Source organism: Streptomyces sp. NPDC127117 (genome assembly GCF_042677325.1).
Classification (GTDB): domain Bacteria; phylum Actinomycetota; class Actinomycetes; order Streptomycetales; family Streptomycetaceae; genus Streptomyces.
The window spans coordinates 41,296-67,502 of sequence record NZ_JBHXTM010000003.1 but is presented as its reverse complement, the minus strand read 5'-3'; the positions used below and the strand labels follow the sequence as shown (position 1 = coordinate 67,502).

Sequence of the window (26,207 nt, the reverse complement as noted above, 5' to 3'; positions counted from 1 at the left end):
GTGTTCGGGGCGGGTGCCCTGGCGTAAGCGGTCGGGGACGGAGCGACGCTCGGGGCGAGTGCCCCGGGCGAGTCCCGTGGCGTACGCGGCCAGGGGGCGGCGCGGGGCGCCGTTCGGAGCGAGTGCCCTGAGCGAGTCCCCTGGCGTACGCGGCCGGGGGGCCGAGCCGCGTGGGGGCGGTGTTCGGGGCGGGTGCCCTGGCGTAAGCGGTCGGGGACGGAGCGACGCTCGGGGCGGGTGCCCCGGGCGAGTCCCGTGGCGTACGCGGCCAGGGGGCCGAGCCGCGTGGGGGCGGTGTTCGGGGCGGGTGCCCTGAGGGAGTCAGCCCCCTGGCGCACGCGGACGGGACGGGTGTCGGGGACGGGGGGGATCACTGGCCACCCCACCCCGCCCCACCCCGCTCACCGTCCGGACCGTGCCGCCCGCGCCACCGCGACCACGGCTTTCTCCAGGGCGTACTCCGGGTCGTCTCCGCCGCCCTTGACCCCCGCGTCCGCGTCCGCGACCGCCCGCAGCGCCAGAGCCACGCCGTCCGGCGTCCAGCCACGCATCTGTTGCCGCACCCGGTCGATCTTCCACGGCGGCATACCCAGCTCACGGGCCAGGTCGGCGGGCCGGCCGCCACGGGCCGAGGACAGCTTGCCGATCGCCCGTACGCCCTGTGCCAGCGCACTCGTGATCAGCACCGGCGCCACTCCGGTCGACAGCGACCAGCGCAGCGCCTCCAGCGCCTCGGCGGCCCGCCCCTCCACCGCGCGGTCGGCGACCGTGAAGCTCGACGCCTCGGCGCGGCCCGTGTAATAGCGGGCGACGACCGCCTCGTCGATGGTGCCTTCGACATCCGCGACGAGCTGCGAGACCGCGCTCGCCAGCTCCCGCAGATCGCTGCCGATGGAGTCCACCAGCGCCTGGCACGCCTCGGGCGTCGCCGAACGCCCCAGCGCCCGGAACTCGGACCGTACGAACGAGAGCCGCTCGGCCGGCTTGGTCGTCTTCGGGCACGCGACCTCCCGGGCTCCTGCCTTGCGCGCCGCGTCCAGCAGGCCCTTGCCCTTGGCGCCGCCCGCGTGCAGGAGGACGAGGGTGATCTCCTCGACCGGGTCGCCGAGATACGCCTTGACGTCCTTGACCGTGTCGGCGGAGAGGTCCTGCGCATTGCGCACGATCACCACCTTGCGCTCGGCGAAGAGCGACGGGCTCGTCAGCTCGGCGAGGGTGCCGGGCTGGACCTGATCGGAGGTGAGGTCGCGGACATCCGTGTCGGGGTCGGAGGCCCGGGCCGCCGCCACCACTTGCTGCACGGCGCGGTCGAGGAGCAGGTCCTCCTGGCCCACGGCGAGCGTGAGGGGGGCGAGCGGGTCGTCGGTGGAATTCCTTCTGGTGGCCATCGCCGTCCAGCATCCCATGCAGCACCGACAACCCCCGGTGACGGCCCCGGCCTCCCTGCCCTCCCTGCCCACCGGGCCCACCGGGCCGGGGCCGTGCTGTCGCCGTGCGGGAGAATGGGCCGGTGAGTGATGTGAGACATGTGCTGGTGCTGCCCGACCGCGATGCCGCGGAGGAGGTGGCCGGGGAGCTCGCCGACCGGTTCGGGGTCGCCGAGGAGCCTCAGCTCGTACGCGACGCGCTGGCCGGCGAGGACGACGCCGAGGACGCCCAGTGGCTGGTGGTCGTGGAGGACCCGTCCGGGCGGCTGGACTCCTCGGCGCTGGATGCCTTCGCCGCGGAGTACGAGGGGTGGCTCGAAGCGCCCTGACGGGCCGCTGGCGGCTCAGCTCTTGGGGACGATCTGGATGTCCATGTCGATGGAGATGCTGGAGCCCACGGCCGCGATGCCGCGGGCCAGCATGGTCTGCCACGTGAGGGTGAAGTCCTCACGGTGCAGTTCCGTGGTGGCCCGGCAGGCGGCGCGCGTCTCGCCCTCCAGGCCGTTGCCCAGGCCAAGGTACTGGGTGTCCAGGGTGACCGTGCGGCTGACGCCGTGCAGGGTGAGCGCACCGGTCACGCCCCAGCGGGTACCGCCCCGGTGGACGAAGCGCTCGCTGTAGAACTCCATCGTCGGGTAACGCCCGACGTCGAGGAAGTCGCTGGAGCGCAGATGGTCGTCCCGCATCTGGACATTCGTGTCGATCGACGCGGCATCGATGATCACGTGCATGGCCGAGTCCTCCATGCGGTCGGCGATCCGCACGACACCCGCGAAGTTGTTGAACCGGCCATGGATGCGCGCAAGGCCGATGTGCCGGGCCGTGAAGCCGATCTGCGAGTGCATCGGCTCGACCTCCCACTCCCCCGGCGCGGGCAGCTGCGGAGGCGCGGACAGTTGCAGGGTCACATCGCCCAGGCTCGCGTGACCGCCCTCGACCACCGTGGCCGACGCGTGGAACGGGGTGAAGCCCTCGGCCGTGACGGCGAGCCGGTACTCACCGGCCGGGACGGTGGCCAGGACGTTGCCGAACGGGTCAGTCTCACCGCCGAACACCTTGCGGCCCGCGCTGTCCGTGACCACGAACTCGGCCAGCGGCACGACCTCGTTGACCGGGTCGAGCACCCGGCAACTGAGCAAACCGGCAGTACGCGGCACCTCCAGCCCGGCCAGGGCATTGCCCTGCGCCGAACCCGCCGCTCGCCTGGCGTTCAGCCAACGACCGAACATGTTCCACCTTCCCCCGGGGACGATTCACCTTGGGGCCCGGCGGCTGGACGTCTCCGTCGGAGCAGCGGCCCACCGACGAGCATGCATTCGATCACCATTGTGCCGTTCGAGGCAAACAGAGCAGATCAGAAGGGCTTGAAGTGTCTTGGGTGGAGGTGTTACCGAAGGTCCGAATTGGTATCACCGTCACCGCCAGGGCTGGTGGTCATGGGGCTGGCTTGACCATGGGGCTGGCTTGACCATGAGGCTGGTGGTCATGGCCGGCCCATCGCCCGCAGCCCCGGCCCTGCGCCCGTCACGGCGATCGCGCCATCGGTGTCCGTACGCAGCACCACTGCGCCGCCCGCTCTGAGCGCATCGACGGTACGCGCGGCCGGATGACCGTACGGGTTGTCCCTCCCCACGCTCACCAGGGCGAACCTCGGGTGCGCGCTGCGCAGCAGCGCCGGGTCCTGATGGGCGGAGCCGTGATGCGCCACCTTGAGCACATCCACCCTCGGCAGCACGGGATATCTGCGCAACACCCCCTGCTGGGCCTGTGGTTCGAGGTCCCCCAGGAGCAACAGGGTCAGCCCTCCGGTCCGTACGTACAGGGTGACACTGGCATCGTTCGGCTCCAGCGGTACGGGACCGGCACCCGGGCCCGTCGGTATTCCGCCGGGCCCCGTGGCGCTCGCCGGCCAGAGGACCCGCCAGTCGAGCGCCCCGATCCGGCGACGCTCCCCCGGGGCGGCCCGAACCAGGGGCACGTGCGATTCGGCCGCCGTTCTCCGTACGAACGCGACCTGGTCCGGCGGTTCGTCCAGGCTCGTCGTCTCGATCGCCCCTACCGCCCTGCCCCGCAACACCCCGGGCAGGCCCCGCACATGGTCGGCGTGAAAATGCGTGAGGATCAGGAACGGCACCTCGGTGATGCCCAGGTCCCGAAGGCACCGGTCGACGAGTGAAGGGTCAGGACCGGCATCGACGACCACCCCCGCACCGTCCCCGGCGGCCAGCACCAGGGCATCCCCCTGCCCCACGTCGCACATCGCGAACGCCCAGCCCGGCGGCGGCCATCCGGTCAGCACCCGGGTGAGCGGCACCGGGCGCAGCACCGCGAGGACCAACAGCAGCGCGGTGGCCGAACAGACCCAAGGATGGCGAACGATCCGGCGGGCGAAGAGCACCACCAGAGCGGTGAGCGCGGTGAGCAGCACCGCCCCCTTCCCGCCGTCGGGCCAGTCGATCTCCGCCCCGGGCAGGGCCGCCCCGGTGCGGGCCACCGTGGCGATCCAACCGGCAGGCCATCCCGCGATCCGGGCGAGCAACTCCGCCACGGGCATGGCCACCGGCGCCAGGGCGAGCGCGGCGAACCCGAGGACCGTGGCCGGCGCCACCGCCAGCTCGGCCAGCAGGTTGCATGGGATCGCCACCAGGCTGACCCGGGAGGCGAGCAACACGACCACCGGCGCGCACACCGCCTGCGCGGCGGCTGCCGCGGCCAGCGCCTCGGCGAGCCGGGCCGGAACCTTGCGCCGTTGCAGCGCATCGCTCCACTTCGGGGCGATGGTCAGCAGGGCGCCGGTGGCCAGCACGGAGAGAACGAAGCCGTAACTGCGCGCCATCCACGGGTCGTGGAGCACCAGCAGCAGGACCGCGGCGGCCAGCGCGGGGATCAGCGATCTCCGCCGCCCCGTGCCGATGGCCAGCAAAGTGATCAGTCCACAAGCCGCCGCCCGCAGAACGCTCGGCTCGGGTCGGCAGACGATGACGAAGGCCAGCGTGAGCCCGCCGCCGAGCAGCGCCGTGAGCCGCAGCGAAAACCCCAGCCGGGGTGCCAGCCCGCCGCGTTCGGCACGGACTGCTATGCCCGGCGGTCCGATGAGAAGGACGAGCAGGATCGCCAGGTTGGAGCCGGAGACCGCCATCAGGTGGGTGAGATCTGCGGCCTTGAACGCTTCGTGCAGTTCGGGGGTGATCCGTGAGGTGTCGCCGACCACCAGACCCGGCAGCAGGGCCCTCGCATCGGGATCGAGCCGCTCGGTCGCCTGCCGCAGCCCGCCACGCAGCGCGCCTGCCGTGCGCTGGAGGATGGAAGGAGGCCCGATGATGCGAGGCGGCCCCTTGCCCTCGGGTCGCAGTACGGCGGCGTTGTGCTCCCCGCCGTGCAGTGGTGGCGCCAGCCGGCCGCCGATGCGCAGGTGTGTGGAGGGGAGCAACTGCTGCCACTGCCCGGTCGATCCGCCGGGCGAGACGATCAGCAGCACTGGCGTACTCAGCCCCGTGACCGCACCGTCGGGCCCGGCCAACCAGGTGATCTCGGCATCCATGAGGAGGGCGGCGGGTGTGCTGTGGTCGCCCCGGACCCGGGGCGTGGTCCGCCGGGCATCGGACGTCACCGTCACCTCCGCCTCGACCCTCACGAACCGCTCGGCCGACTCATGGACCGGCCCCTGCCGTACGTCCGCTCCGTGCAGCCCGGCCGCCACGGCCCCGGCCGCCGCACAGAGCAACACCGCAGCGGTGGCAGTAGCCGTGGCCCGTGACCGCCACCGCCCGCCGGATGCACGAGATACACGAGATGCACGAGATGCACGGGCTGCGAAGGCCCCCGACATGGCCAGGAGCACCATGGCCGCGCCCACGCAGAGGACCACGCCCACCGTGGTCCACCGCCCCGGCGCGCTCAACGCCAGTGCCGCTCCGGCCCAGGCCGCCATGGCAGGCGGGACCAGGCGGAGATCGGCCGGACCCTCCTGTCGCGGCTCGGAGACGCCGAGCCGAGTGCCGGACGCCGCATGGACGTCCAGGTGGCTCATGGCCCCACCAATGGTTGAAGGTCGGCAAACCTTCGATCACCGATCCCGTTGACCTCGCGCAATTCATCGATGGACCGGAAGCCGCCGTGCTGTGTTCGGTAGTCGACAATGTGCTGGGCCAGAACCGGGCCGACACCCGGCAGCGTGTCCAACTGTTCGACGGTCGCGGTGTTGAGACTGACCGGACCCGCTGCGGCACTCCCGCCACCACTGCCCGTCGCGACTCCTGTCGTCCCACCGGAAGTTGAAAGGCCGGGCGGGGCGCCCACCACGATCTGCTCTCCGTCCATGAGCACCCGCGCCCGGTTGAGCCCGGTGAGGTCCGCTCCGTCCCGGACTCCGCCCGCCGCGCGCAACGCATCGGCGACCCTTGCTCCGGAGGGCAGTTGACGGATACCGGGCCTTCGCACCTTTCCGCTCACATCGACGACGATGTGTCCGCCCGGACCTGTCCCGGGCGGCGGTCCCGGCGACGGCTCCGGCTCCCCGACGCCGTCCGGCGCCGGGGGCGGTGTCCGTGCGTGCGCGGCCTCCTCGACCGGATCGGGCGCCCGCACGGAGTGTGGCCGCCCGGACCAGAAGTGCACTGCGGCGAAGACTCCGGCCGCGACCAGGACAACGGCCAGCGCGGCAAGGGTTTTTGGCTCCAGCCCGCACCTGAGCTGCAGCCACACCGGGAGCCGCTCCCGCAGCGCGGGAACAACCCGCTCCCGCCACCGCCCCGCCCCTCCGGAAACCGGAACGGCGACCGACGCTGAAGCCGAGCCCCGCGCAGAAATGGAAGCACCAGCCGCAGCCCCAACCGGATTTGGACGCGACCTCGGACTTGGATTTGGACGCGCGGCCGGAGTCGGGGGTGGGGTTAAAACTAGGGCCGACACCGGCTCCGACACCGGCTCCGACACCGGCTCCGGCCCCGACTCCGAAGACGAGGCTGGAGCCGAGACCCGAGCCGGGGCAACCCCCAACACGGGCCTCGCGACCCGCCCTCCGTACGCACCCGTCATCAGCGCGTCCGCCCGTCGGCGCGACGCCGCGGCTACGGTGTCCGCACCCCGGCGCGACGTCCGTCGCCGACCGGGCCCGGGGCCCGGCCCCAAGCCCGGCCCGGCGCCGACACCTGGTCCGGTACCGGGGCCGCTACGAACACGGCCGTCCGAGGCCGGGGCCCTGCCGGGACCGCTGCCGCTTCCGCTGGTTGCACGATGTGATCGGGGTGCCATGCCTCACGACGGTAGGCACATCCGCCCGAATCCGCCGAGCAGTCCCAATTCCGGTGGACAACCCACCAGTTGTGGATATCTCGACCACTCACAAGAGTGACACCCAAGGCACCCAAGGCACCCAAGGCACCCAGAACACCCACGACGCTCAGGACAACCGGAACACTCAGGACGTCACCTGGCACGCCCGGCCGGCCAGCTGGCCGATCAACGCGGCGAGACCACTGCCCCCAGCAGACCGGGGCCGGTGTGCGCACCGATCACCGCGCCGACCTCGCTCACGTGCAGATCGACCAGCCCCGGCACCCGCTCACGCAGCCGCTCCGCGAGACGCTCGGCCCGTTCGGGGGCCGCGAGGTGGTGCACGGCGATGTCCACGCGGCCGCTGCCCGCCCGTTCCGCGACGATCTCCTCCAGGCGCGCGATCGCCTTCGAGGCCGTCCGTACCTTCTCCAGCAGCTCGATGCGTCCGCCGTCCAGTTGGAGCAGCGGCTTCACGGCGAGAGCCGACCCCAGCAGCGCCTGTGCGGCACCGATGCGTCCGCCGCGGCGCAGGTAGTCCAGCGTGTCGACGTAGAAGTACGCCGAGGTGCCTGCGGCCCGCTTCTCCGCGGCCGCGACCGCCTCGTCCAGGCTTCCGCCCGCCTCCGCCGTCTCCGCCGATGCCAGGGCGCAGAATCCGAGGGCCATGGCGACCATCCCGGTGTCCACCACACGGACCGGGACCGGCGCCTCCTTCGCCGCGAGCAGGGCGGCATCGTACGTACCCGAGATTTCGGCCGAGAGGTGCAGCGAGATGATGCCGGTGGCCCCCGCCTCGGCCGCTGCCCGGTATGCGGCGGCGAACACCTCGGGACTCGGCCGGGAAGTGGTCACGGGACGACGCTTCTGGAGCGCCACCGCAAGGGACCGGGCCGAGATCTCGGTACCGTCCTCCAGAGCCTGATCTCCGAGGACGACGGTCAGCGGCACCGCGGTGATGCCGTGCCGCTCCATCGTCTCGGGCGGCAGGTAGGCCGTGGAATCGGTGACGATCGCGACATGGCGGGACATGAGCGGGAGGTTACCTGGCGAGTCCGTGTCCTGGCAGTCCGACCCCGACCGAATGATCTCTCCTGATCCCTTCGGACCGCATCCGGTCACCACCGGTCATCGAATGTGTCAGTTCGTCGTCTCGGACCGGGGGGCCTTCTGCCACGGGTATCCGGTCTGCCGTCTCGGGTCGGAAGCCGTGATCGCCCGGGCCTCGCTGTCACCCGACCCGCTCCCCTGCCCCTGCCCCGGCTGCTGCTGCTGATCGTGCCCCGGTGCCTGGCTCCGGTGGCCCTGGCTCTGGCCCCGGCTCCGACCGCTCGCGTCGCCCTGCTGCGGGCCGTTCTGCCCCTGGACCGGTTCGTCCGGCTCCACCGTCCAGTGCCGGAGCGCCCCCGCCTCCACATCGATCTGTGCGTTCAGCGCGTCCAGCGAGTCGTCGGAGAACTGCCGTGCCCGGTCACGCGCGGCCCATCGCAGAGAATCCGCGGAGTGCGTGATCCGCTCCGTACGCTGCTTCAGGCTCGGCAGCAGTGAGGCGACGGTCGCCCTGTCGGGCTCCCGCTCCAGTTTCTTCAGCTCCTCGTCCAGCTCCCGGCCGTGCACGCTCAGCCGCTGGAAGAGGCCCAGCGACTCCGAGAGCGAAGCGTCCTCGGCAGCTCCGGCCCGCAGCGCCTCCTGCGTGGCCCGCATGGATGTCCGCAGTGCCAGCCGCAGCTGCGCCAGCTCTCCGCCCACGCCCGTCTGCCCGTAGCTCTTCGCCCGCAGCGTGGTCTCCTCGACGGTGCGGCGCGCCTGGCTGATCGTGCGGTCGACACCTCGCTTCGCCGCGCCTACGGCTTTGACACCCGCGTACACGCCCAGGGCCACGAACGCGAAAAAGAGCAACCCCAGAATCAGGATCACGGCTTCCATGAGCGCCCCTCGAATGTCGTTTCGGCCGCCGGTGCCGGCCCCTCCACCGTAAACGGAAAGGGCAGGTTGAGGGTTCCATCGGAACCCTCAACCTGCCCGTAGGGGAACACCCCAACACCGCCGCGTGCGCGTTCAGCGCCTCACGGGGAACGTCTCGGCATCACGCCGGGACGATGTTGACCAGCTTCGGTGCCCGGACGATCACCTTGCGGATACCCGCACCGTCCAGCGCCGCCACCACGGCCGGGTCGGCCAGGGCCAGCGCCTCCAGCTCTTCGTCCGTGATCGACGGGGAGATCTCCAGGCGCGCCTTGACCTTGCCCTTGACCTGCACGACACAGGTCACGGTCTCGTCCACGACGTAGGCCGGATCGGCGACCGGGAAGTCCTGGTGCACGACCGACCCGGTGTGGCCCAGCCGACGCCACAGCTCCTCGGCGATGTGCGGTGCCAGCGGCGCCACCAGCAGCACCAGCGACTCGGCGACGGACCGGGACAGCGGCCCGCCCGCCTTGGTCAGGTGGTTGTTCAGCTCGGTGACCTTGGCGATCGCCGTGTTGAAGCGCATCCCGGCCATGTCCTGGCCGACCCCGTCGATCGCCTTGTGCAGCGCGCGCAGCGTCTCCTCGCCCGGCTCCGTGTCGACGACGGTGACCTCACCGGTCTCCTCGTCGACGACATTGCGCCACAGCCGCTGCAGCAGCCGGTACTGGCCGACGACGGCACGCGTGTCCCACGGCCGCGACACGTCCAGCGGGCCCATCGCCATCTCGTACAGCCGCAGCGTGTCCGCCCCGTACTCGGTGCAGATCTCGTCCGGCGTGACGGCGTTCTTCAGGGACTTGCCCATCTTGCCCAGGACGCGGCTGACCTTCTCGCCCTGGTAGTAGAACTGCCCGTCGCGCTCCTCGACCTCGGCCGCCGGGACCGCGATGCCGCGGCTGTCCCGGTAGACGAACGCCTGGATCATGCCCTGGTTGTACAGCTTGTGGAACGGCTCGGCGGACGAGATGTGCCCCAGGTCGTGCAGGACCTTGGACCAGAAGCGGGCGTACAGCAGATGCAGTACGGCGTGCTCGGCACCGCCGACGTACAGGTCGACACCGCCGGTCGGCTGCCCCTCGCGCGGGCCCATCCAGTACTGCTCGATCGCCGGGTCGACCAGCTTCTGGTCGTTGTTCGGGTCCAGATAGCGCAGCTCGTACCAGCAGGAGCCCGCCCAGTTGGGCATGGTGTTGGTCTCGCGGCGGTACTTCTTGGGACCGTTGCCGTCACCCAGGTCCAGGGTGACGTCGACCCAGTCGGCGTTCCGGGACAGCGGGGTCTCGGGCTGGGTGTCGGCGTCCTCGGGGTCGAAGGTGCGCGGCGAGTAGTCGTCGACCTCCGGCAGCTCCAGGGGCAGCATCGACTCGGGCAGCGGGTGGGCGATGCCGTCCTCGTCGTAGACGATCGGGAAGGGCTCGCCCCAGTAGCGCTGGCGGCTGAACAGCCAGTCACGCAGCCGGAAATTGACGGTGCCCTCGCCGACGCCGTGTGCCGTCAGCCACTCGGTGATCCGCGCCTTGGCATCGACGACACCCAGGCCGTCCAGCGAGATCTCGTCGTTGGCGGAGTTGACCAGCTTCGCGTCGTACGAGCCGAAGGCGTCCTCCCACGTCGAGGGGTCCGTGCCACGGTCGTCCGACGGCTCGACGACACAGCGCATCGGCAGCTCGAAGGCGCGCGCGAAGGCGAAGTCGCGCGCGTCGTGCGCCGGTACGGCCATGATCGCGCCGGTGCCGTAGCCCATCAGTACGTAGTCGGCGATGAAGACGGGCACCTTCTCGCCGCTGACCGGGTTTGTCGCGTACGCGCCGGTGAAGACACCGGTCTTGTCCTTGGCCTCGGCCTGCCGCTCCACGTCGGACTTGGCGGCGGCCAGCTTGCGGTAGGCGGCGACGGCCTCGGCCGGGGACGCGTACCCGCCGGTCCACACGGCGTGGGTGCCCTCGGGCCAGGCGGCCGGAATGATCCGTTCGACCAGCTCGTGCTCGGGCGCCAGCACCATGTAGGTGGCACCGAACAGGGTGTCCTGGCGGGTGGTGAAGACGGTGATGCTGTCCGAGCCGTCGACCGGGAAGTCGACGCGTGCGCCTTCGGAGCGCCCGATCCAGTTGCGCTGCTGCAGCTTGATCGCCTCGGGCCAGTCCAGCCCGTCCAGGTCGTTCAGCAGCCGGTCCGCGTAGGCGGTGATGCGCATGTTCCACTGGCGCAGCTTGGCCTTGAAAACCGGGAAGTTGCCGCGCTCGGAGCGGCCGTCGGCCGTCACCTCTTCGTTGGCCAGCACGGTACCCAGGCCGGGCGACCAGTTGACGGGCGCGTCGGAGGCGTACGCCAGGCGGTACTCGCCCAGGATGTCCGCGCGCTCGGTGGCGCTCAGCGCGCTCCAGTCACGACCGTCCGGGGTGGGGCGTGCACCGCTCTCGAACTGTGCGACCAGCTCGGCGATCGGGCGGGCCCGGTCGGCCTCGGTGTCGTACCAGGAGTTGAAGATCTGCAGGAAGATCCACTGGGTCCACTTGTAGTACTCCGACTCGATCGTGGCGAACGAGCGGCGCTTGTCGTGGCCCAGGCCCAGCCGGCGCAGCTGGGCGGTCATGTTCTCGATGTTGGTCTCGGTGGAGACCCGCGGGTGCGTACCGGTCTGCACCGCGTACTGCTCCGCGGGCAGGCCGAAGGCGTCGAAGCCCAGGGTGTGCAGCACGTTGTGCCCGGTCATGCGCTGGTGGCGGGCGAAGACATCGGTGGCGATGTAGCCCAGCGGGTGACCGACATGCAGGCCCGCACCCGAGGGGTACGGGAACATGTCCATGATGAACTTCTTCGGCCTGGCGGCCAGCTCCGGATCGCCGGCCAGGTCGCCGGTCGGATTCGGCGCCTCGTACGTGCCCTCGGCGTCCCAGAAGTCCTGCCAGCGTGCCTCGATGTCGGCGGCCATCGCCGCCGTGTAGCGGTGCGGCGCAGCCGTCTCGGCTGCGGAAGTCGTCTCGCTCATGATCCTCAAAGCTCCATCGATCGTCATCTGCCGGGCGCCCATGTCTACGGACACGCGTCTGCGGAAACGAAAAATCCCCTCGCACAGGAGGGGACGCCGCGCCGATTCCGACCAGGCATTCTCACCGGTCGGGACTGATCAGCGCGGCTCGCTAAGCAGAAGGCGTACGGCACGCATGGCGTCAGGGTACCGCACGGGCCCGGAGCCGGGCCGGGCGTGACCGAACCATGGACAGGGCGGCGGGCGGGCCGTAGGGCGGAACTCCGGCTTCCGCCATCGACATACGCGTGGACGAGAGAAGCGGGCCACCTGTGTGGGTGACCCGCTTCTCGTTCTTCACTGTGGAGCTAAGGAGAATTGAACTCCTGACCTCCTGCATGCCATGCAGGCGCTCTACCAACTGAGCTATAGCCCCGTGCTGTGTTCTGCCCGGTTTCCCTGGCGACATCGAGAACATTACCGGTGACCCCGCCAGTCCACCAAATCGATTCCCGGCCGCACCGATTTGACCTGTTCTGCACCACCTGGGCCGAGGCCGGAGGGGTCAGGCCGTGGCGAAGGAGTAGAAGCGTTTGAGCGTGCAGTGCTCCTCCAACAGCCGACCGTAGATCGGCTCCCCCTCCAGCTCCCGATAGGTCTCGATCGGGTCGCCCTTTATGATCAGCGCCCGCGCGCACTCCTCGCACCAGTACTGGTACTCCGGGTTGATCGGGTCCATGTCCCTGACGATGGGCGTACCGCTGCCGCACCAGTCACATTTCCGCCTGTGTGCACCCATGGGTCAGCTCCGGCTTTGGCCGCGGGCGGTGCACATGAAGGAGGTCCCGCCGTTCTCGGGGGCTGCGGGGAAACCGGGAACAAGGAGCAGGTCCGGGACCTCGTGGCGGCTCGCAGGCATCGCGCTCCCTCCCGTTCGGTCCGTCGCCCCCTCCGGCGCTCCGATTCTGCCATGAGCCCGCAAGAGGGGCAGCCCGCCGGAGAACCGGCCGTTCACCTACGTCGTACGAGACCCGCCGCCGCAGCCGCCACAGCGGCAACGGAGAGCGCGAGAGCGCACACCCGCAACGCGTGCCCCGACCTCTGAGTCCCTTGCGTATCAAGGCGGTTGAGATAGAGCGTGCCGAACGCGGCGACGCCGGCCAGCTGTCCGAGCTGGGTGACCGTCACCAGCACGCCGCTCGCATCGGCCGCGTCCTTGGGACGTACGTCAGCCAGTGCCCTCACGAGGGTCGGGCTGAAGTCCAGCGCCAGGCCGACGCCCATCGCCGCAAAGGCCGCATACAGCGCGGGACCGCCGTCGCCGCCCCCACGCGTCAGGACTCCGACGGCCACGGAGGCGGCCGCCACGAGTGCGAACCCGGCGGGCACCAGGGCCCCTTGGAGCCCGGCGGGCCACCGCCGCCAGGTCAGTCCGGCCACGCCGAACACCAGCGCGGTCGGTGCGAACATCAGCCCCGCCCACAACGGCGAATAGCCCAGACCCCCTGGACGTGCAGCGTCATGGCAAAAAAGGAAGCCGCCGTTGATCGCCATCACCAGGAGAATGCGCAGCGCCGCCCGGACGATACCGGGAACACACAGCACCCTGGGCGCGATCAGGGGCGCACCACCGCGCGCGGCCAGCCGCGACTCGTATGCCGCGAAACCGGCGAAGAGCCCCATGGAGACGGCCATGCAGAACCGGGACCAGACCGGCCAGTCCAGCTCCTGCCCGAGCACCAAGGGGACGGTGAGCAGTGTGACGGCGGCGGCAAGCAGTACCAGCCCCGGCAGATCGAGGCCGCGGGCCCTGGCCCGCACCCTGCCGGGCGCGGTGCGCGGTTCGCGCGGCAGCACCCGGCTGCCGAGCACGAGCAGAAGGAGCCCGATGGGCACGTTGACCAGGAAGACCGGCCGCCGGCCCGCTCCGAACAGATCGGCGCTGACCATTACTCCGCCGAGCACCTGCCCGGCGGCCGCCCCGGTGGCGAGCACCGCGCTGTAGGCGCCGAGCGCCCGGATCCGCGCCTCGCCGGTGAAGTGGCGCTGGATGAGGCTGAGCACCTGCGGAATCATCACCGCCGCGGCCGCGCCCTGCACCAGCCGGAAGGCGATCAGCTGCCCGGCTCCCGCGGCGGGTCCGCAGGCCAGCGAGGCCACGGTGAAGACGCCGAGCCCGGCCAGATGGGCCCGGCCGTGTCCGAGCAGGTCGCCGAGCCTGGCACCGGTGATGAGCAGCACCGCGTACGTGATGGTGTATCCGGCCACGATGAGCTGCAACCCGGCGCCGGAGGTGTGGAGTTCGCTGTGGATCGTCGGCGCGGCGACGTTGACGATGAAGATGTCGAGCAGCGCCATGAACTGGGCCGCGAGCACCAGGGCGAGCACTCTCCCGGAGCGGTTGTCAGTGGTGGGTTCTTTACTGGTCGTGGAACGTGGAGTTGCCCCGGATGCCGTCGTCATGACATCGAGCCCGGCCCCGGCCGAATACGGGTAACGAGAGCCCGCTGATGCTGGTACCGACAGCACCTGGCAACTCCCTTGGCGGTCACCGAGCATGGGGGTGTGACGACGGTGACGACACATCAGGCGGCGGATCGGACGGCAGACCGGGCGGGCGCACGACACCTCGGACGGAGCGCCCCCGGCGGCGCCCGGAGCTCGCGGCGTTTCTGCGCAATCGCCGGGCGCGAGTGACACCCGCCGATGTGGGCATGGCCCCCGGGCTGCGCCGCCGCACCCCCGGCCTGCGCCGCGAGGAGGTCGCACAGCTCTCCGGCGTCGGCGTCACCTGGTACACCTGGCTGGAACAGGGCCGTCCCATCAACGCATCACCGCAGGTGCTGGACGCCGTGGCGCGCACGCTCCGGCTGGACGCATCGGAGCACGAACGCCTCTACCGCCTGGCGGAGGTGGCCTGCGTGCCCGGCAGGCAGTCCGACGTCTTCGAGGTGGGGCCGGAGATCCAGGGCATCATCGACGCGCTCGATCCGCATCCCGCCGTGGTCTACAACACGAGATACGACATCCTGGCCACCAATCCTGCCTACCGGGACCTGTTCGCCGTCCCCGAGGCCGTGGGAACGGGGATACGCAACGTGCTGTGGACGCTGTTCACGGCACCCGAGGACACCTGTCCCGTCGCCCACCGGACGCAGGAGCTGCCGATCATGGTGGCCACGCTGCGGGGCGCGTACGGGCGCCATGCGGGCGACCCCGCCTGGGAGTCGTTCGTCGAACGGCTCTCGGCCGCCAGTCCGTACTTCGCCGAGCTGTGGCGCAGCGGGAACGTCGCCCCGCCCGGGCCACGGGTGAAGACCTTCCGGCACTGGGCATTGCCCGGGGAGATTCGGATGACCTCGGTGTCGTTGTCCGTCAATGGGCTGCCGGAGTGCCGGATCGTGGCGTACACCCCGGCCGACGAGGAGAGCGGGGAACGGGTCGCCGCGTTGCGGCGGCGCCGGAAGAAGTGAAGAGGCGAAGGGTCGGAATGCAAAGATCCCGCCCCCTGTCGGGGACGGGATCCTGATTGTGGAGCTAAGGAGAATTGAACTCCTGACCTCCTGCATGCCATGCAGGCGCTCTACCAACTGAGCTATAGCCCCGCTGTTCGCTGTGATTCTCTGCGTTTCCGCGCCGCGAACAAGAAGAACTTTAGCCTGTGACCTGCCGGAAAGTGAAATCCGGCCGCCGGGGGCCGCGGGGCAGCCCTCAGGTGTCGTCGCCGAGCACCGGCTCGGGCAGCGTGCCGGCGTTGTGCTCCAGCAGGCGCCAGCCGCGCGCACCCTCGCCCAGCACCGACCAGCAGCAGTTGGAGAGCCCACCGAGCCCTTCCCAGTGGTGCGCCTCCAGGCCCAGCAGCCGGCCGATGGTGGTGCGGATGGTGCCGCCGTGGCTGACCACGACGAGCGTGCCGTTCTCGGGCAGCTTGTCGGCGTGTCCGAGGACGACCGGGGCGGCCCGGTCTGCGACCTCGGTCTCCAGCTCACCGCCGCCGCGGCGCACGGGCTCGCCGCGCTTCCAGGCGGCGTACTGCTCGCCGTACTGCCCGATGATCTCCTCGTGGGTGAGGCCCTGCCAGGCGCCCGCGTAGGTCTCGCGCAGTCCCGCGTCGTGTGCGACTTCGAGGCCGGTGATCGCGGCGAGCTCGGCGGCGGTGGCCGCCGCCCGCTGCAGGTCGGAGGCGACGATCGCATCCGGCTTCAGCGACGCCAGCAGCCGGGCGGCCCGCTGGGCCTGCCCGACTCCGGCATCGGTGAGCGCGATGTCCGTCGAGCCCTGGAACCTGCGCTCCAGATTCCATGCCGTCTGACCGTGACGCCAGAGGACTATCCTGCGGCCCTTGCCGCTTCCGCCGCGGTTCAGCTCTGCTCACCTTCCGTGCTGCCGGTGAGCCGGGCGTGCTCCTCGGCCTTCCCGCGGGTCTTGACGGCGTCCTCGGGAAGCGCGATCTCGGGGCAGTCCTTCCAGAGCCGCTCCAGCGCGTAGAAGACCCGCTCCTCGCTGTGCTGGACGTGGATGACGATGTCGACGTAGTCGAGGAGGATCCAGCGGGCGTCGCGGTCGCCCTCGCGGCGTACCGGCTTGGCGCCGAGCTCCTTCTGGAGCCGCTCCTCGATCTCGTCGACGATCGACTTGACCTGGCGGTCATTGGGGGCCGAGGCCAGCAGGAAGGCGTCCGTGATCGACAGCACGTCGCTGACGTCGTACGCAATGATGTCGTGCGCGAGCCGGTCGGCGGCCGCCTGAGCGGCGGCGTTGATGAGCTCGATGGAGCGGTCCGTGGCGGTCACAAGCAGGCTTTCGTCGGCGGTCAGGTCAACCTCTAGGGTCTCACGGACCGCCGACAGCCCACGCAGCGATTGTTCGCGGATCGGATCGACATCATCCGGGCGGCCGGATGATGACTATTTGATCTTGTAGTCCTGGCCGAGCACGACCGACACATCCGCGTTCGCGGCGGGCTTGCCCTGCTTCACCGCGTCCACCGGCAGGCCCAGGGTCTTGGCTACCTGAGTCGCCTTCCCCTTGTCCGCCGCGGTCTTGTAGACGACCTCGGACGTTGCCGCCGTCCCGGCCGTTCCGCCGCCGACGAAGGTGTAGCCGCCGTTGATCAGCCTGATCCGCGCGGACTCCGTGCCGTCCGTGTTCCCGGTGCCGTTCCTGACACCGACCCGTACCGCCGCGTCCGCGGCCGGAGCCTTGACCGTGCCGCCCAGGATGTCCTTGACGACGCTCTCGGTGGCCGCGTCGGTGAGCGATCCGTCGTCCTGCACCGGCAGCAGTGCCGTCTTGTAGTCACCGACCTTGGCGTGCTCGGCGAGTTTCGCCAGGGAGGCCGCCAGGTCCTTCTCGGGGAGCGACGGGTCGAGGATCTGCCCCAGTGTCTGCACGGTGACCGTGGCGGCCTTCGGGTCGTCCGAGAGCTTCCGCAGAACGCCCCGCATGACCTCCCCGAACCGCACGAGCTGCTTCGTCTCGGCCTCGCCCGGCCCCCGGTAGGTGGCGTACGCGACGGCCATCTGACCGCTCAGGGTCTGCGCCTCGCCCTTCTTCACCAGGGGTGCGGCGCCCTTCTTCGTGTCCGGCACCTCGGTGTCGGTGTCGACCTCGATATTGCCGACCAGGTCGACCAGGGTCTCCAGGTACGGGGTGTCGAGCCGCCACGTGCCGCTGATGTCGGTGCCGAGCAGTGTGTCGATGGACTCGCGGGTACCGGTGGTGCCGTCGTCGTCGACGGACTTGCCGAGGGTGGTCGTGGCGCCGCCGTCGTCGGCGACCGCCAGCGAGTTGGGGAGCAGGACCGTGGTGCCCTGTTTGGTCGTCACATTGTCGACGAGCAGCGCCGTGGAGGTGCCGCCCTTCTTGGTGTTGTGCAGATGGACCACGATGACGTCCCGCTTCTGCGGGCCCGACGATGCCGTGTTGTCCTTCTCCGAGCCGGACAGGCCCGGAATCTTTCCGGCGGACCAGAGGTAGCCGACACCGCCGACCACGATCAGGGCCACCACGACTATCAGCGCGACCATGCGGTTGCGGCCGCGACGCCGTGCCTCCTCGCGCCGCTCGCTGCGGCTCTCGGTGAACTTCAGCCAGTCGATGACGTCTTCGGAGTCCTCGTCGGGCTCCTCGATGAAGGAGAACTGCTCGGTGCGGTAGTCGCGGTCGGCGCGGCGCTGACCGGGGACAGCCGCGTCCGGCTCGGCGCCGGCGCCGGGCTCGGGGGCGGGCTCCGACGGGGTCGGAGCGGCAGGTGCGGGCGGGGCGGGCTGCGGGGCCGCCTGCTGCGGGATGTTCCACTGCTGGGTGGTGTCGACCGCGGCGGGCTGCGGGCCGGTGTCGTAGCCGTAGCCGTCATAGCCGCCGTACGCCTGCTGCTGCGACTGCTGTTGGGGCTGCTGGGCCGCGTACGGGTCGTACGCCTGCGGCTGCACATGCTGCGGCTGCTGCTGGGCGTACGGGTCGTATCCGTACGCCTGGCCGGCCTGTTGCGGCTGCTGGTTCTGCTGCGGCTGCTGGGCCGCGTACGGGTCGTACGGCTGCTGCTGGGCCTGCTGCGGCTGCTGGTACACCGGCTGTCCGTACTCGTCGTAGCCGATGATCTGCGGCTGCTGGTAGTACGGGTCGTACGCGTTCTGTCGGTCGTTCACCGGTGCCCCTCTGCGTCGCTCATTCGCCGCGGTACAGCTGGCGCTTGTCGATGTAGCGGACCACACCGTCCGGCACCAGGTACCAGACCGGATCCCCCTGCGCGACCCTCTCACGACAGTCCGTGGACGAGATAGCGAGCGCGGGAACCTCCACGAGGGAGACCCCGCCCTCCGGCAGTCCGGCATCCGTGAGCACGTGCCCCGGCCGCGTCACGCCGATGAAGTGGGAGAGCGAGAACAGCTCCTCCGCGTCCCGCCAGGTGAGGATCTGGGAGAGCGCGTCGGCACCGGTGATGAAGAAGAGGTCCGCGTCGCCGTGGATCGCGCGCAGGTCCCGCAGAGTGTCGATGGTGTACGTGGGCCCGCCGCGGTCGATGTCGCTCCGGCTGACCGAGAACTGCGGGTTGGACGCTGTCGCGATGACCGTCATCAGATAACGGTCCTCGGCCGGGGAGACATGCTTGTGGCTCTTCTGCCACGGCTGCCCGGTCGGAACGAAGATCACCTCGTCGAGGTGGAACTGGGCGGCCACTTCGCTGGCCGCCACCAGGTGTCCATGATGAATCGGGTCAAACGTCCCGCCCATCACGCCGAGTCGGCGCTTTCCGCGACCGGTAGGCACTTTCTGCTCTCCCATGCGTGCAGAGCCTACTGGCACAGCTGTTCGCCTTCGCTTCAGCGGTCGCGGTTGAAGCGGGTGGTGATCCACAGCAGGAGCAGCAGCGCGATGAACGCACCGCCTCCGGTCACGTACGGGCTGAGGCTTTCGTGGTTGCCACCGTGCTCGCCGCCCTCGGAGGCGAGAGTGACCAGCTGGTGTGCGGTGCTCGTGAGGCTCATCTTCGGCAGGACCTATCGATCGGGAGTCGGAAGGAAGACGTCGCGCACATCGTATGCGTGCGCCCCGGGCACGCTCACGCCGACTCAGTCGTTGTTGTCGTCGTTGCGGTATCCGCGGAGCAGGAACCAGCCGAGCAGCACGGCTCCGACGAGCGAGGCGAGCAGCACGATACGGAGCGTGTTGCCGGGCCCCTGCTCTCCGGATGCGGCGGCGAGCAGAGCAACGGTGTGCGGCATGTCGGGCGTCTCCTCAGTTATCCACAGCCCCCCGCACACCGTAGCCCCAGCACCTACGCTGGAATTTGTCAGGGGGGCGAGCGACATCTCGTACGAACAGGGGGCCATTCATGACCGAACACAGCCACGAGAGCCACGAGAACGTGCCGAGCAGGCAGCGCAGGCGTTTCACAGGGATCTCGTCCCGGGCCTACGAACACCCGGCGGACCGCTCGGCCCTGGTGGCCCTGCGCAAGCTGAGCGGTTTCGACACCGTGTTCAAGACGCTGAGCGGCCTGCTGCCCGAGCGCAGTCTCCGACTTCTCTTCCTCTCCGACTCCGTCCGGGTGAGCGACGCGCAGTTCGCCCATCTCAACGACATGCTTCGCGATGCCTGTTACATCCTGGACCTGGAGAAGGTCCCGCCGATGTACGTCACCCAGGACCCACAGCCCAATGCCATGTGCATCGGCCTCGACGAGCCGATCATCGTCGTGACGACGGGGCTGGTGGAGCTGCTCGACGAGGAGGAGATGCGGGCCGTCGTCGGCCACGAGGTGGGACACGCGCTCTCCGGCCACGCGGTGTACCGCACGATCCTGCTGTTCCTCACCAATATCGCGCTGAAGGTCGCCTGGATCCCGCTCGGCAATGTCGCGATCATGGCGATCGTGACGGCGCTGCGGGAGTGGTTCCGCAAGTCCGAGCTGTCGGCCGACCGGGCCGGGCTGCTCGTCGGCCAGGATCTTCAGGCCTCGATGCGCGGTCTGATGAAGATCGCGGGCGGCAATCACCTGCACGAGATGAACGTGGACGCCTTCCTCGCCCAGGCCGACGAGTACGAGAAGGGCGGCGATCTGCGGGACTCGGTGCTCAAGATCCTCAACCTGCTGCCCCGCTCGCACCCGTTCACCACGGTGCGCGCGGCCGAGCTGAAGAAGTGGTCCGAGACCCGCGACTACCAGCGGATCATGGATGGCCACTACCCGCGGCGCGACGAGGACAAGGACACCTCGGTGACCGACTCCTTCCGGGAGTCCGCGGCCCACTACGCGGACACGGTGCGCACCAGCAAGGACCCGCTGATGAAGCTGGTGGGCGACATAGCGGGCGGCGCCGGGGACCTGGGCGGCAAACTCCGCGACAAGTTCACCGGCCAGGGCGGCTCGGCGGCCAAGGGCGGGAGTTCGGGCAAGGGCGGCGCTACGGACGGCTCGGCGGACTCTGCGGGGCCGGAGGAGCCCCGGAGCCCTGATGGGCCGGGGACCGGGTCTGGGCCTGCGGGGAGCTGACCGTCAGGGTTCCGCACAGCGCCGCCGTGGGCCTGCCCGTCGTGTACGGGTCGGTGCCCGCGGGGCCGCGGGAGACGGCGTGCTGCCCGGCAAGCAGCGGGCGCAGCGCACCGGTGGTATCGGCCGGGCACGACTGCGGTCCGGCCTGGACGTAGCTGCTGCGCAGCTCCAGCCGGTGCAGCCGCAGGTCCTCCCGGTCGAAGCGGAAGTGCAGCTCGCGCCGTACGGTGAAGAGCGAGGCGCCGCCCGCCGATTGGGGCCCTGGGACGGCCGGGCGGAGCGTGTAGGTGAAGGTGTGGTCCGACACCACCTCAAGCGTGTCGGAGCCCTCCTCGGTGTAGCTCAGGGTTCCCCGGACCCGGATGTCCGGGGAGGCCAGGGCCACCTTCGCCCGGTCGAACCGCACCAGCCACCCGGTGGCGGCGTGCAGCCCGTCGTCCTGCGGCCTGTTCATGCTGCGCTCGAACTGGGCCGTCTGGTCCGGGTCGAGCAGCATCTCCACCGGGCGGGCCGCGGTCCCGTTGAGCACGTCGGGGTCGAGCGAGGAGGCCACCAGGTAGTCCTTGACCGTGGTCAGGGCCGTAGCCACCTGACTGTCGGAGAAATTGTCGGTCCGCCTGACCGCCGGCAGATTGATGCCTTCGGCACCTGTTCCGAAGTCGGCGGCGGGGCTCTTGGCCAGGAGGGCGGCAGCAGCACCGCCCGGTACGGCGCCCTGTGGTGCCAGGGGTACGACGGTCGACCTCAGCGGTTCGGCCCGTCTGCCGAGAGGTGCCTCGTAGGGGTGGCGAAGGCCCATGTACACGGCCATTCCGAAGGCCAGGGCGATCAGGAGGACCAGGGCGATGGCGGCTCGGGGGCCGGTGCGCAGGCGTCGGGCCGGCAGGCTGCGTACGGCGGGGGCGTGGTCCTCCATGCGCTCCTGGGCGGAGAATTCCTGCAGCCGGGCAGCGCGCACGAACGACTCGTCGAAGACGAGTGACCTGTACTCGTCCTCACCTCCGCCCGTCGGACTCTCGGGCGGACCTTCTGGTGGTTCTCCGCGGCCTGCCATGACTTCTCCCGACTCCACGTCACCGACCCGGGCCGGAACGCTTCGCTCTGCTTCGGCCGGATGGCTTCGGACAGGGCCTGCCCGTCATGAGTTCGTATGACGTCGCACGACTGCGCATGTACGGACGAGTGAGAAGCCCCCTCGGAGAGAGGGGTCACACCTTCAGGGTAGGTCGATTACGACCGCGATAAACGCCGAGCCGGGAGCGAACCACGGGAGAACCAGGAGAATCGGCCGGTAGCTCCGCCGGGGCCCGGCGGGCACACCGTTTCGGCATATGCCTCGGTCCGTGCGCTGCCCGGCCGAGCGCTTCCCGGGCCGTGCGCTTCCCGGCCCAGCGCTCCCCAGGCCGAGCGCTTCCGGGTCGAGCGCTCCCCAGGCCGAGCGTTCCTCGGGCGGCGTGGGCCTCAGTCCGTGCGGGGAATCGCGGAGACCGTGGGGCGCAGATAGCCCGTGGGGGCCGATGGGGTGGCGTCGGGGGCGGAGCCCGGCGCGCTGTCCACGCCGGTCGTGGCGGGCGGCGGGGCGGGGTCCTGGCGGCTGCCGGAGGTGTTGCGGTAGACGGCGCTGAAGGCCAGCGCGACCATTCCGATGCCCATCAGCACGGCGAGCAGCCAGGCCACCGGCCGGTGCCAGCGCGCCGCGCCCCGGTAGGGCCGCAGAGCACCGCCGTGGCGCCCGTAGGGCCCGCCGCTGCCGTACGCGTCGTCATCGGGGTCCAGCGGGTCGTAGGCGCCCTCGCGGCTGTACGCGCCGGGGCCGTACCCGTCGTCGTAGAGCTCGTCGTCCATCGGGCCGCCGCCCGCCCTGGCCCGGGAGGCCTCGGCCTCGGCGCGCGCCTGGGCGGCCGCCAGCAGCCGCTCCACGGCGGTCGGCTCATGGATCTCGGCGGCCCGTACGAAGTCCTCGTCGAACACCACGGAGGCGAAGTCCTCGTCCGCGCCCCCGCGGTCGTCGTCGGGCTCCCAGCCGTCCGGGAACGGCCTGCCCCCCACGTCGTCCGGCACGGCTCCAGACTAGCCCCGCGGGGACGTTCTGGGCAGGGAGCCCGCAACATTCACCGGCCGGGGAAGGTCACCGGACATGGCCGTCGCCCGTGACGATGTACTTCGTCGAGGTGAGCTCCGGCAGGCCCATCGGGCCCCTGGCGTGCAGCTTCTGCGTGGAGATGCCGATCTCGGCGCCGAAGCCGAACTGACCGCCGTCGGTGAAGCGGGTGGACGCGTTGACGGCCACCGTCGTGGAATCCACCAGCTGGGTGAAGCGGCGGGCCGCGGCCTGCGAGGTGGTCACGATCGCCTCGGTGTGGCCGGAGGACCAGAGCCGGATGTGCGCGACGGCCGCGTCCAGCGACTCCACGACGGCCGCGGCGATGTCGTAGGAGAGGTATTCCGTCTCCCAGTCCTCCGGTGTCGCCTCGACCACGGTGGCCTTGGACCCCTCGGCGTATTCGAGCACCCGCTCGTCGCCGTGGACGGTCACGCCCGCGTCGGCCAGCGCGTCCAGGGCGCGCGGCAGGAACTGCGCGGCGACGTCCTTGTGGACCAGGAGCGTCTCGGCGGCGTTGCAGACACTCGGGCGCTGTGCCTTGGAGTTGATCAGGATGTCCACGGCCATGTCGAGGTCGGTCTGCGCGTCCACGTACACATGGCAGTTGCCGGTGCCGGTCTCGATGACCGGCACGGTGGATTCCTCCACCACCGTGCGGATCAGTGAGGCGCCGCCGCGCGGGATGAGGACGTCGACCAGGCCGCGGGCCCGCATCAGTTCCCGTACCGAGTCACGGCTCTCGCCCGGGACCAGTTGCACCGCGTCGGCCGGGAGCCCGGAGCCGCCGACGGCGTCGCGCAGCACCCGTACCAGCGCGGCGTTGGAGGAGTACGCGGAGGACGAGCCGCGCAGCAGGACGGCGTTGCCGGACTTCAGGCAGAGGGCCGCGGCGTCGACCGTCACATTGGGCCGGGCCTCGTAGATGATCCCGACCACACCGAGCGGCACCCGGACCTGCCGCAGGTCGATGCCGTTGGGCAGGGTCGAGCCGCGGACGACCTCGCCCACCGGATCGGGCAGAGCCGCCACGTCCCGCACATCGGCGGCGATGGCACGGATCCGCTCCGGGGTGAGGGTGAGGCGGTCGATGATCGACTCGCTGGTACCGGCCTGCCGGGCGCGGGCGACATCCTCGGCATTGGCCGTGACGATCTCGGCCGTCCGCACTTCGAGCGCGTCCGCGATGGCCAGCAGCGCGTCGTCCTTCGCGGCGCGCGGCAGCGGCGCGATGTCGGCGGCGGCGGAACGTGCCCGGTAGGCGGCCTGGACGACCGGGGACATGTTGTCGTACGGCGAGAGCGTGGTCATGCCCGCAGGGTAGTGCGCACACTGCGGGCATCCCTCGCTCATCCCGTGATGCGAGACAGCCGCGACCGGGACGGCCCCTCCAGTGGGACGGCCCCCACGGCGGGACGGCCCCTCCAGTAGGACGGCCCCTCCGGGAGGGGTGTCCGCTCAGTACGGGTGCACCCCCACCGGAGCGGCCGGGGGCGGACCGTACCCCTCGGCGATGCGCTGGTGGTACGTCTCCCGGTCGATGACCTCCAGACCGACGATCTCCCAGGGCGGGAGCTTGGCCGTGGAGCGGTGCTCGCCCCACAGCCGCAGCGCGACGGCCGCCGCGTCGTGCAGATCGCGGGCCTCTTCCCAGTAGCGGATCTCCGCGTGGTCGTCGGCGTACCTGCTGGTCAGCAGGAAGGGATGGTCGTGCGCGAGCTGTTCGAGTCCGCGTCTGATCTCCGTCAGCGGGGTGGCGGTTCCCGAGACGCTGAGCGTGATGTGCCACAGCCTCGACGGGGTGCGTTCCTCCTTCACCACCCTCTGCTCGGACCCGGTGGTCCGGTCGTCCCCTCGCTCCTTGGTCCGGCTCCCGTCGAAGCCCGTACCGGCTCCGACGCTGGTCAGGGCCCGGCCACCCGTTCCTCGGGGCGGCGCCCCCGGGCGCGCTCGTCTCACCGGCGGCCTCCTGTGAATGCGTTTGCTGTGCTGTACCCCGCTGTTTCCCCGTTACAAAGTTGACCAGCCCGCGGCCGGGGATGGGGCGGTTTTCGTGAAGGTCTCTGCCCCGAGGCTGGACTTTCAGTCGTTTCAGGGGTTTGTCAGGAGTGAAGTACGACCAGATCGTCCCTGTGTACGACCTCGCGCTCGTAGGCCGGGCCGAGCTCCCGTGCCAGGTCACGGGTGGAGCGGCCGAGCAGCTGCGGAATCTCCTTGGCGTCGAAATTGACGAGTCCGCGGGCCACCGGCCGGCCTTCGAGGTCGCGCAGCTCCACCGGGTCACCGGCGGTGAACTCGCCCTCGACCGAGGCGATTCCGGCGGGCAGCAGCGAGCTGTGGCGTTCGACGACCGCCTGCACGGCCCCGTCGTCCAGGGTCAGCGAGCCCTGCGGGGTGGAGGCGTGGGCGAGCCAGAGCAGCCGGTCCGCCGAGCGGCGTCCGGTGCGGTGGAAGTACGTACCGGTGTCGCGGCCGGCCAGGGCGTCGGCGGCCCGGCTCGCCGAGGTGAGGACGACGGGGACTCCGGCGGCGGTGGCGATCCTGGCGGCCTCGACCTTGGTGACCATGCCGCCGGTGCCGACGCCCGCCTTGCCGGCGCTGCCGATGGTGACGCCCGCGAGGTCCCCGGGACCGGTCACTTCGGCGAGCCGCGAGGTGCCCGGGGTGCTGGGGTCGCCGTCGTAGAGGCCGTCCACGTCGGAGAGCAGGACCAGCAGATCCGCTCGGACGAGGTGGGCGACCAGGGCTGCGAGGCGGTCGTTGTCGCCGAACCGGATCTCGTCGGTGGCGACGGTGTCGTTCTCGTTGACGACCGGGAGCGCGCCCATGTCCAGGAGCTGGTCGAGGGTGCGGTAGGCGTTGCGGTAGTGGGCGCGGCGGCTGGTGTCGTTGCTGGTCAGCAGCACCTGGCCGACGCGTACGCCGTACCGTGCGAAGGAGGCGGTGTAGCGGGCGACGAGCAGTCCCTGGCCGACGCTGGCGGCGGCCTGCTGCCTCGCCAGGTCCTTGGGCCGGCGCAGCAGTCCGAGCGGGGCGAGCCCGGCCGCGATGGCGCCGCTGGAGACGAGCACGATCTCGCGCTCCCCACCGCTGCGCACCTTGGCCAGTACGTCGACGAGCGCGTCGACGCGGTCCGCGTCGAGGCCGCCGGCCGCGGTGGTGAGGGATGAGGAACCGACCTTGACCACGATCCTGCGGGCCTCTGTGACGCCCTGCCTTGCCCCTGACACGTCCATCCCCAATGATTCGGCCTCGCCCAGCCCCCGCAATCTACGCGAGCGGCGGATACGGCGCCCGCGCGTTCCGCCCTCTGGGATCCGGATCCGCCGGATCCCAGATCCGCGGCGGGCGGTCCGTGACACCCTGGAACGGTGCTGCTCCATGGTTCCGCTCCAGCGCGCCGTTCGCACGCGCGCACGTACCGAATGGCGGCGGGTCCTCGGGCAGCGTCAGCACGCTGTCGGCAGA

General features: G+C 70.6%; 23 protein-coding genes and 2 tRNA genes. 3 read left to right on the top strand and 22 right to left on the bottom strand.

Annotation, left to right across the window (positions count from 1 at the left end):
* Positions 1 to 401: 401 nt before the first annotated feature.
* The gene (holA, locus tag ACFVH0_RS03795) at positions 402 to 1,388 is read right to left on the bottom strand and encodes a DNA polymerase III subunit delta (RefSeq protein ID WP_385817843.1); all 987 of its coding nucleotides are present in this window, start codon (positions 1,386 to 1,388) and stop codon (positions 402 to 404) included.
* A 122-nt stretch (positions 1,389 to 1,510) separates the two neighbouring features.
* Here holA and ACFVH0_RS03790 point away from each other — a divergent pair, with 122 nt between their 5' ends.
* The gene (locus ACFVH0_RS03790; RefSeq protein WP_199883160.1) at positions 1,511 to 1,756 is read left to right on the top strand and encodes a hypothetical protein; all 246 of its coding nucleotides are present in this window, start codon (positions 1,511 to 1,513) and stop codon (positions 1,754 to 1,756) included.
* 15 nt (positions 1,757 to 1,771) lie between these two features.
* On the opposite strand, the gene ACFVH0_RS03785 is transcribed toward ACFVH0_RS03790, so the two are convergent.
* The 9 genes from ACFVH0_RS03785 to ACFVH0_RS03745 all read right to left on the bottom strand — a co-directional run bounded on the left by ACFVH0_RS03785 (position 1,772) and on the right by ACFVH0_RS03745 (position 14,103).
* Positions 1,772 to 2,656 (bottom strand): YceI family protein, encoded by an 885-nt coding sequence (locus ACFVH0_RS03785; protein ID WP_385817842.1) that lies wholly within the window; start codon positions 2,654 to 2,656, stop codon positions 1,772 to 1,774.
* Between the two features lie 254 nt (positions 2,657 to 2,910).
* Positions 2,911 to 5,457, bottom strand: a complete 2,547-nt coding sequence (locus tag ACFVH0_RS03780) for a ComEC/Rec2 family competence protein (RefSeq protein ID WP_385817841.1) — start codon at positions 5,455 to 5,457, stop codon at positions 2,911 to 2,913.
* The gene (locus ACFVH0_RS03775; RefSeq protein ID WP_385817840.1) at positions 5,454 to 6,131 is read right to left on the bottom strand and encodes a helix-hairpin-helix domain-containing protein; all 678 of its coding nucleotides are present in this window, start codon (positions 6,129 to 6,131) and stop codon (positions 5,454 to 5,456) included. Before ACFVH0_RS03775 ends, ACFVH0_RS03780 begins: the two co-directional genes overlap by 4 nt.
* 756 nt (positions 6,132 to 6,887) lie before the next feature.
* A complete protein-coding gene (locus ACFVH0_RS03770; protein WP_385817839.1) occupies positions 6,888 to 7,733 on the bottom strand; it encodes a DegV family protein in 846 nt (281 codons plus the stop codon).
* Between the two features lie 108 nt (positions 7,734 to 7,841).
* The gene (locus ACFVH0_RS03765) at positions 7,842 to 8,627 is read right to left on the bottom strand and encodes a hypothetical protein (RefSeq protein ID WP_385817838.1); all 786 of its coding nucleotides are present in this window, start codon (positions 8,625 to 8,627) and stop codon (positions 7,842 to 7,844) included.
* 160 nt (positions 8,628 to 8,787) lie between these two features.
* On the bottom strand, positions 8,788 to 11,661 hold the full coding sequence (gene leuS, locus ACFVH0_RS03760) for a leucine--tRNA ligase (protein ID WP_385817837.1): 2,874 nt from the start codon (positions 11,659 to 11,661) through the stop codon (positions 8,788 to 8,790).
* A gap of 342 nt (positions 11,662 to 12,003) precedes the next feature.
* Positions 12,004 to 12,076: transfer RNA gene (locus ACFVH0_RS03755), tRNA-Ala, on the bottom strand.
* A 129-nt stretch (positions 12,077 to 12,205) separates the two neighbouring features.
* Positions 12,206 to 12,439 carry a hypothetical protein gene (locus tag ACFVH0_RS03750; RefSeq protein ID WP_015608461.1) on the bottom strand — a complete coding sequence of 78 codons (234 nt, stop codon included), beginning with the start codon at positions 12,437 to 12,439 and terminating at the stop codon, positions 12,206 to 12,208.
* Between the two features lie 212 nt (positions 12,440 to 12,651).
* The gene (locus ACFVH0_RS03745) at positions 12,652 to 14,103 is read right to left on the bottom strand and encodes an MFS transporter (protein WP_385817835.1); all 1,452 of its coding nucleotides are present in this window, start codon (positions 14,101 to 14,103) and stop codon (positions 12,652 to 12,654) included.
* A gap of 230 nt (positions 14,104 to 14,333) precedes the next feature.
* Here ACFVH0_RS03745 and ACFVH0_RS03740 point away from each other — a divergent pair, with 230 nt between their 5' ends.
* Complete coding sequence (locus ACFVH0_RS03740) at positions 14,334 to 15,113, top strand: helix-turn-helix transcriptional regulator (RefSeq protein ID WP_385817834.1); 780 nt, start codon at positions 14,334 to 14,336, stop codon at positions 15,111 to 15,113.
* A 59-nt stretch (positions 15,114 to 15,172) separates the two neighbouring features.
* Here the strand turns inward: ACFVH0_RS03740 and ACFVH0_RS03735 are convergent.
* The 7 genes from ACFVH0_RS03735 to ACFVH0_RS03705 form a co-directional block, all read right to left on the bottom strand.
* Positions 15,173 to 15,245: transfer RNA gene (locus ACFVH0_RS03735), tRNA-Ala, on the bottom strand.
* Between the two features lie 106 nt (positions 15,246 to 15,351).
* Positions 15,352 to 16,005 carry a histidine phosphatase family protein gene (locus ACFVH0_RS03730; RefSeq protein WP_385818056.1) on the bottom strand — a complete coding sequence of 218 codons (654 nt, stop codon included), beginning with the start codon at positions 16,003 to 16,005 and terminating at the stop codon, positions 15,352 to 15,354.
* Positions 16,002 to 16,433, bottom strand: coding sequence for a ribosome silencing factor (rsfS, locus tag ACFVH0_RS03725; RefSeq protein ID WP_124717755.1), 432 nt, complete (start codon positions 16,431 to 16,433; stop codon positions 16,002 to 16,004). Before rsfS ends, ACFVH0_RS03730 begins: the two co-directional genes overlap by 4 nt.
* 114 nt (positions 16,434 to 16,547) lie before the next feature.
* The gene (locus ACFVH0_RS03720; protein WP_385817833.1) at positions 16,548 to 18,290 is read right to left on the bottom strand and encodes an LCP family protein; all 1,743 of its coding nucleotides are present in this window, start codon (positions 18,288 to 18,290) and stop codon (positions 16,548 to 16,550) included.
* A 19-nt stretch (positions 18,291 to 18,309) separates the two neighbouring features.
* Complete coding sequence (gene nadD, locus ACFVH0_RS03715) at positions 18,310 to 18,927, bottom strand: nicotinate-nucleotide adenylyltransferase (RefSeq protein ID WP_385817832.1); 618 nt, start codon at positions 18,925 to 18,927, stop codon at positions 18,310 to 18,312.
* A gap of 38 nt (positions 18,928 to 18,965) precedes the next feature.
* The gene (locus ACFVH0_RS03710) at positions 18,966 to 19,130 is read right to left on the bottom strand and encodes a hypothetical protein (RefSeq protein ID WP_164495212.1); all 165 of its coding nucleotides are present in this window, start codon (positions 19,128 to 19,130) and stop codon (positions 18,966 to 18,968) included.
* Positions 19,131 to 19,214: 84 nt separating this feature from the next.
* Complete coding sequence (locus tag ACFVH0_RS03705) at positions 19,215 to 19,367, bottom strand: hypothetical protein (protein WP_177328010.1); 153 nt, start codon at positions 19,365 to 19,367, stop codon at positions 19,215 to 19,217.
* Between the two features lie 110 nt (positions 19,368 to 19,477).
* On the opposite strand from ACFVH0_RS03705, the gene ACFVH0_RS03700 reads away from it, so the two are divergent.
* Positions 19,478 to 20,638 carry a M48 family metallopeptidase gene (locus ACFVH0_RS03700; protein ID WP_385817831.1) on the top strand — a complete coding sequence of 387 codons (1,161 nt, stop codon included), beginning with the start codon at positions 19,478 to 19,480 and terminating at the stop codon, positions 20,636 to 20,638.
* On the opposite strand, the gene ACFVH0_RS03695 is transcribed toward ACFVH0_RS03700, so the two are convergent.
* The 5 genes from ACFVH0_RS03695 to proB form a co-directional block, all read right to left on the bottom strand.
* A complete protein-coding gene (locus ACFVH0_RS03695; protein ID WP_385817830.1) occupies positions 20,550 to 21,692 on the bottom strand; it encodes a hypothetical protein in 1,143 nt (380 codons plus the stop codon). The two genes, ACFVH0_RS03700 and ACFVH0_RS03695, sit on opposite strands and share 89 nt — an antisense overlap.
* 407 nt (positions 21,693 to 22,099) lie before the next feature.
* Positions 22,100 to 22,699 carry a hypothetical protein gene (locus tag ACFVH0_RS03690; protein ID WP_385817829.1) on the bottom strand — a complete coding sequence of 200 codons (600 nt, stop codon included), beginning with the start codon at positions 22,697 to 22,699 and terminating at the stop codon, positions 22,100 to 22,102.
* A 67-nt stretch (positions 22,700 to 22,766) separates the two neighbouring features.
* Positions 22,767 to 24,050, bottom strand: a complete 1,284-nt coding sequence (locus ACFVH0_RS03685) for a glutamate-5-semialdehyde dehydrogenase (protein ID WP_385817828.1) — start codon at positions 24,048 to 24,050, stop codon at positions 22,767 to 22,769.
* Between the two features lie 147 nt (positions 24,051 to 24,197).
* Complete coding sequence (locus tag ACFVH0_RS03680) at positions 24,198 to 24,698, bottom strand: hypothetical protein (RefSeq protein ID WP_385817827.1); 501 nt, start codon at positions 24,696 to 24,698, stop codon at positions 24,198 to 24,200.
* 143 nt (positions 24,699 to 24,841) lie between these two features.
* A complete protein-coding gene (gene proB, locus ACFVH0_RS03675; protein ID WP_385818055.1) occupies positions 24,842 to 25,927 on the bottom strand; it encodes a glutamate 5-kinase in 1,086 nt (361 codons plus the stop codon).
* Positions 25,928 to 26,207 lie beyond the last annotated feature (280 nt).

Coding starts and splice junctions, on each gene's coding strand:
- holA (WP_385817843.1), bottom strand. CDS start 1,388: ATGGCCACCAGAAGGAATTCCACCGACGACCCGCTCGCCCCCCTCACG.
- ACFVH0_RS03785 (WP_385817842.1), bottom strand. CDS start 2,656: ATGTTCGGTCGTTGGCTGAACGCCAGGCGAGCGGCGGGTTCGGCGCAG.
- ACFVH0_RS03780 (WP_385817841.1), bottom strand. CDS start 5,457: ATGAGCCACCTGGACGTCCATGCGGCGTCCGGCACTCGGCTCGGCGTC.
- ACFVH0_RS03770 (WP_385817839.1), bottom strand. CDS start 7,733: ATGTCCCGCCATGTCGCGATCGTCACCGATTCCACGGCCTACCTGCCG.
- ACFVH0_RS03765 (WP_385817838.1), bottom strand. CDS start 8,627: ATGGAAGCCGTGATCCTGATTCTGGGGTTGCTCTTTTTCGCGTTCGTG.
- leuS (WP_385817837.1), bottom strand. CDS start 11,661: ATGAGCGAGACGACTTCCGCAGCCGAGACGGCTGCGCCGCACCGCTAC.
- ACFVH0_RS03750 (WP_015608461.1), bottom strand. CDS start 12,439: ATGGGTGCACACAGGCGGAAATGTGACTGGTGCGGCAGCGGTACGCCC.
- ACFVH0_RS03745 (WP_385817835.1), bottom strand. CDS start 14,103: ATGACGACGGCATCCGGGGCAACTCCACGTTCCACGACCAGTAAAGAA.
- nadD (WP_385817832.1), bottom strand. CDS start 18,927: ATGGGAGAGCAGAAAGTGCCTACCGGTCGCGGAAAGCGCCGACTCGGC.
- ACFVH0_RS03710 (WP_164495212.1), bottom strand. CDS start 19,130: ATGAGCCTCACGAGCACCGCACACCAGCTGGTCACTCTCGCCTCCGAG.
- ACFVH0_RS03705 (WP_177328010.1), bottom strand. CDS start 19,367: ATGCCGCACACCGTTGCTCTGCTCGCCGCCGCATCCGGAGAGCAGGGG.
- ACFVH0_RS03700 (WP_385817831.1), top strand. CDS start 19,478: ATGACCGAACACAGCCACGAGAGCCACGAGAACGTGCCGAGCAGGCAG.
- ACFVH0_RS03695 (WP_385817830.1), bottom strand. CDS start 21,692: ATGGCAGGCCGCGGAGAACCACCAGAAGGTCCGCCCGAGAGTCCGACG.
- ACFVH0_RS03685 (WP_385817828.1), bottom strand. CDS start 24,050: ATGACCACGCTCTCGCCGTACGACAACATGTCCCCGGTCGTCCAGGCC.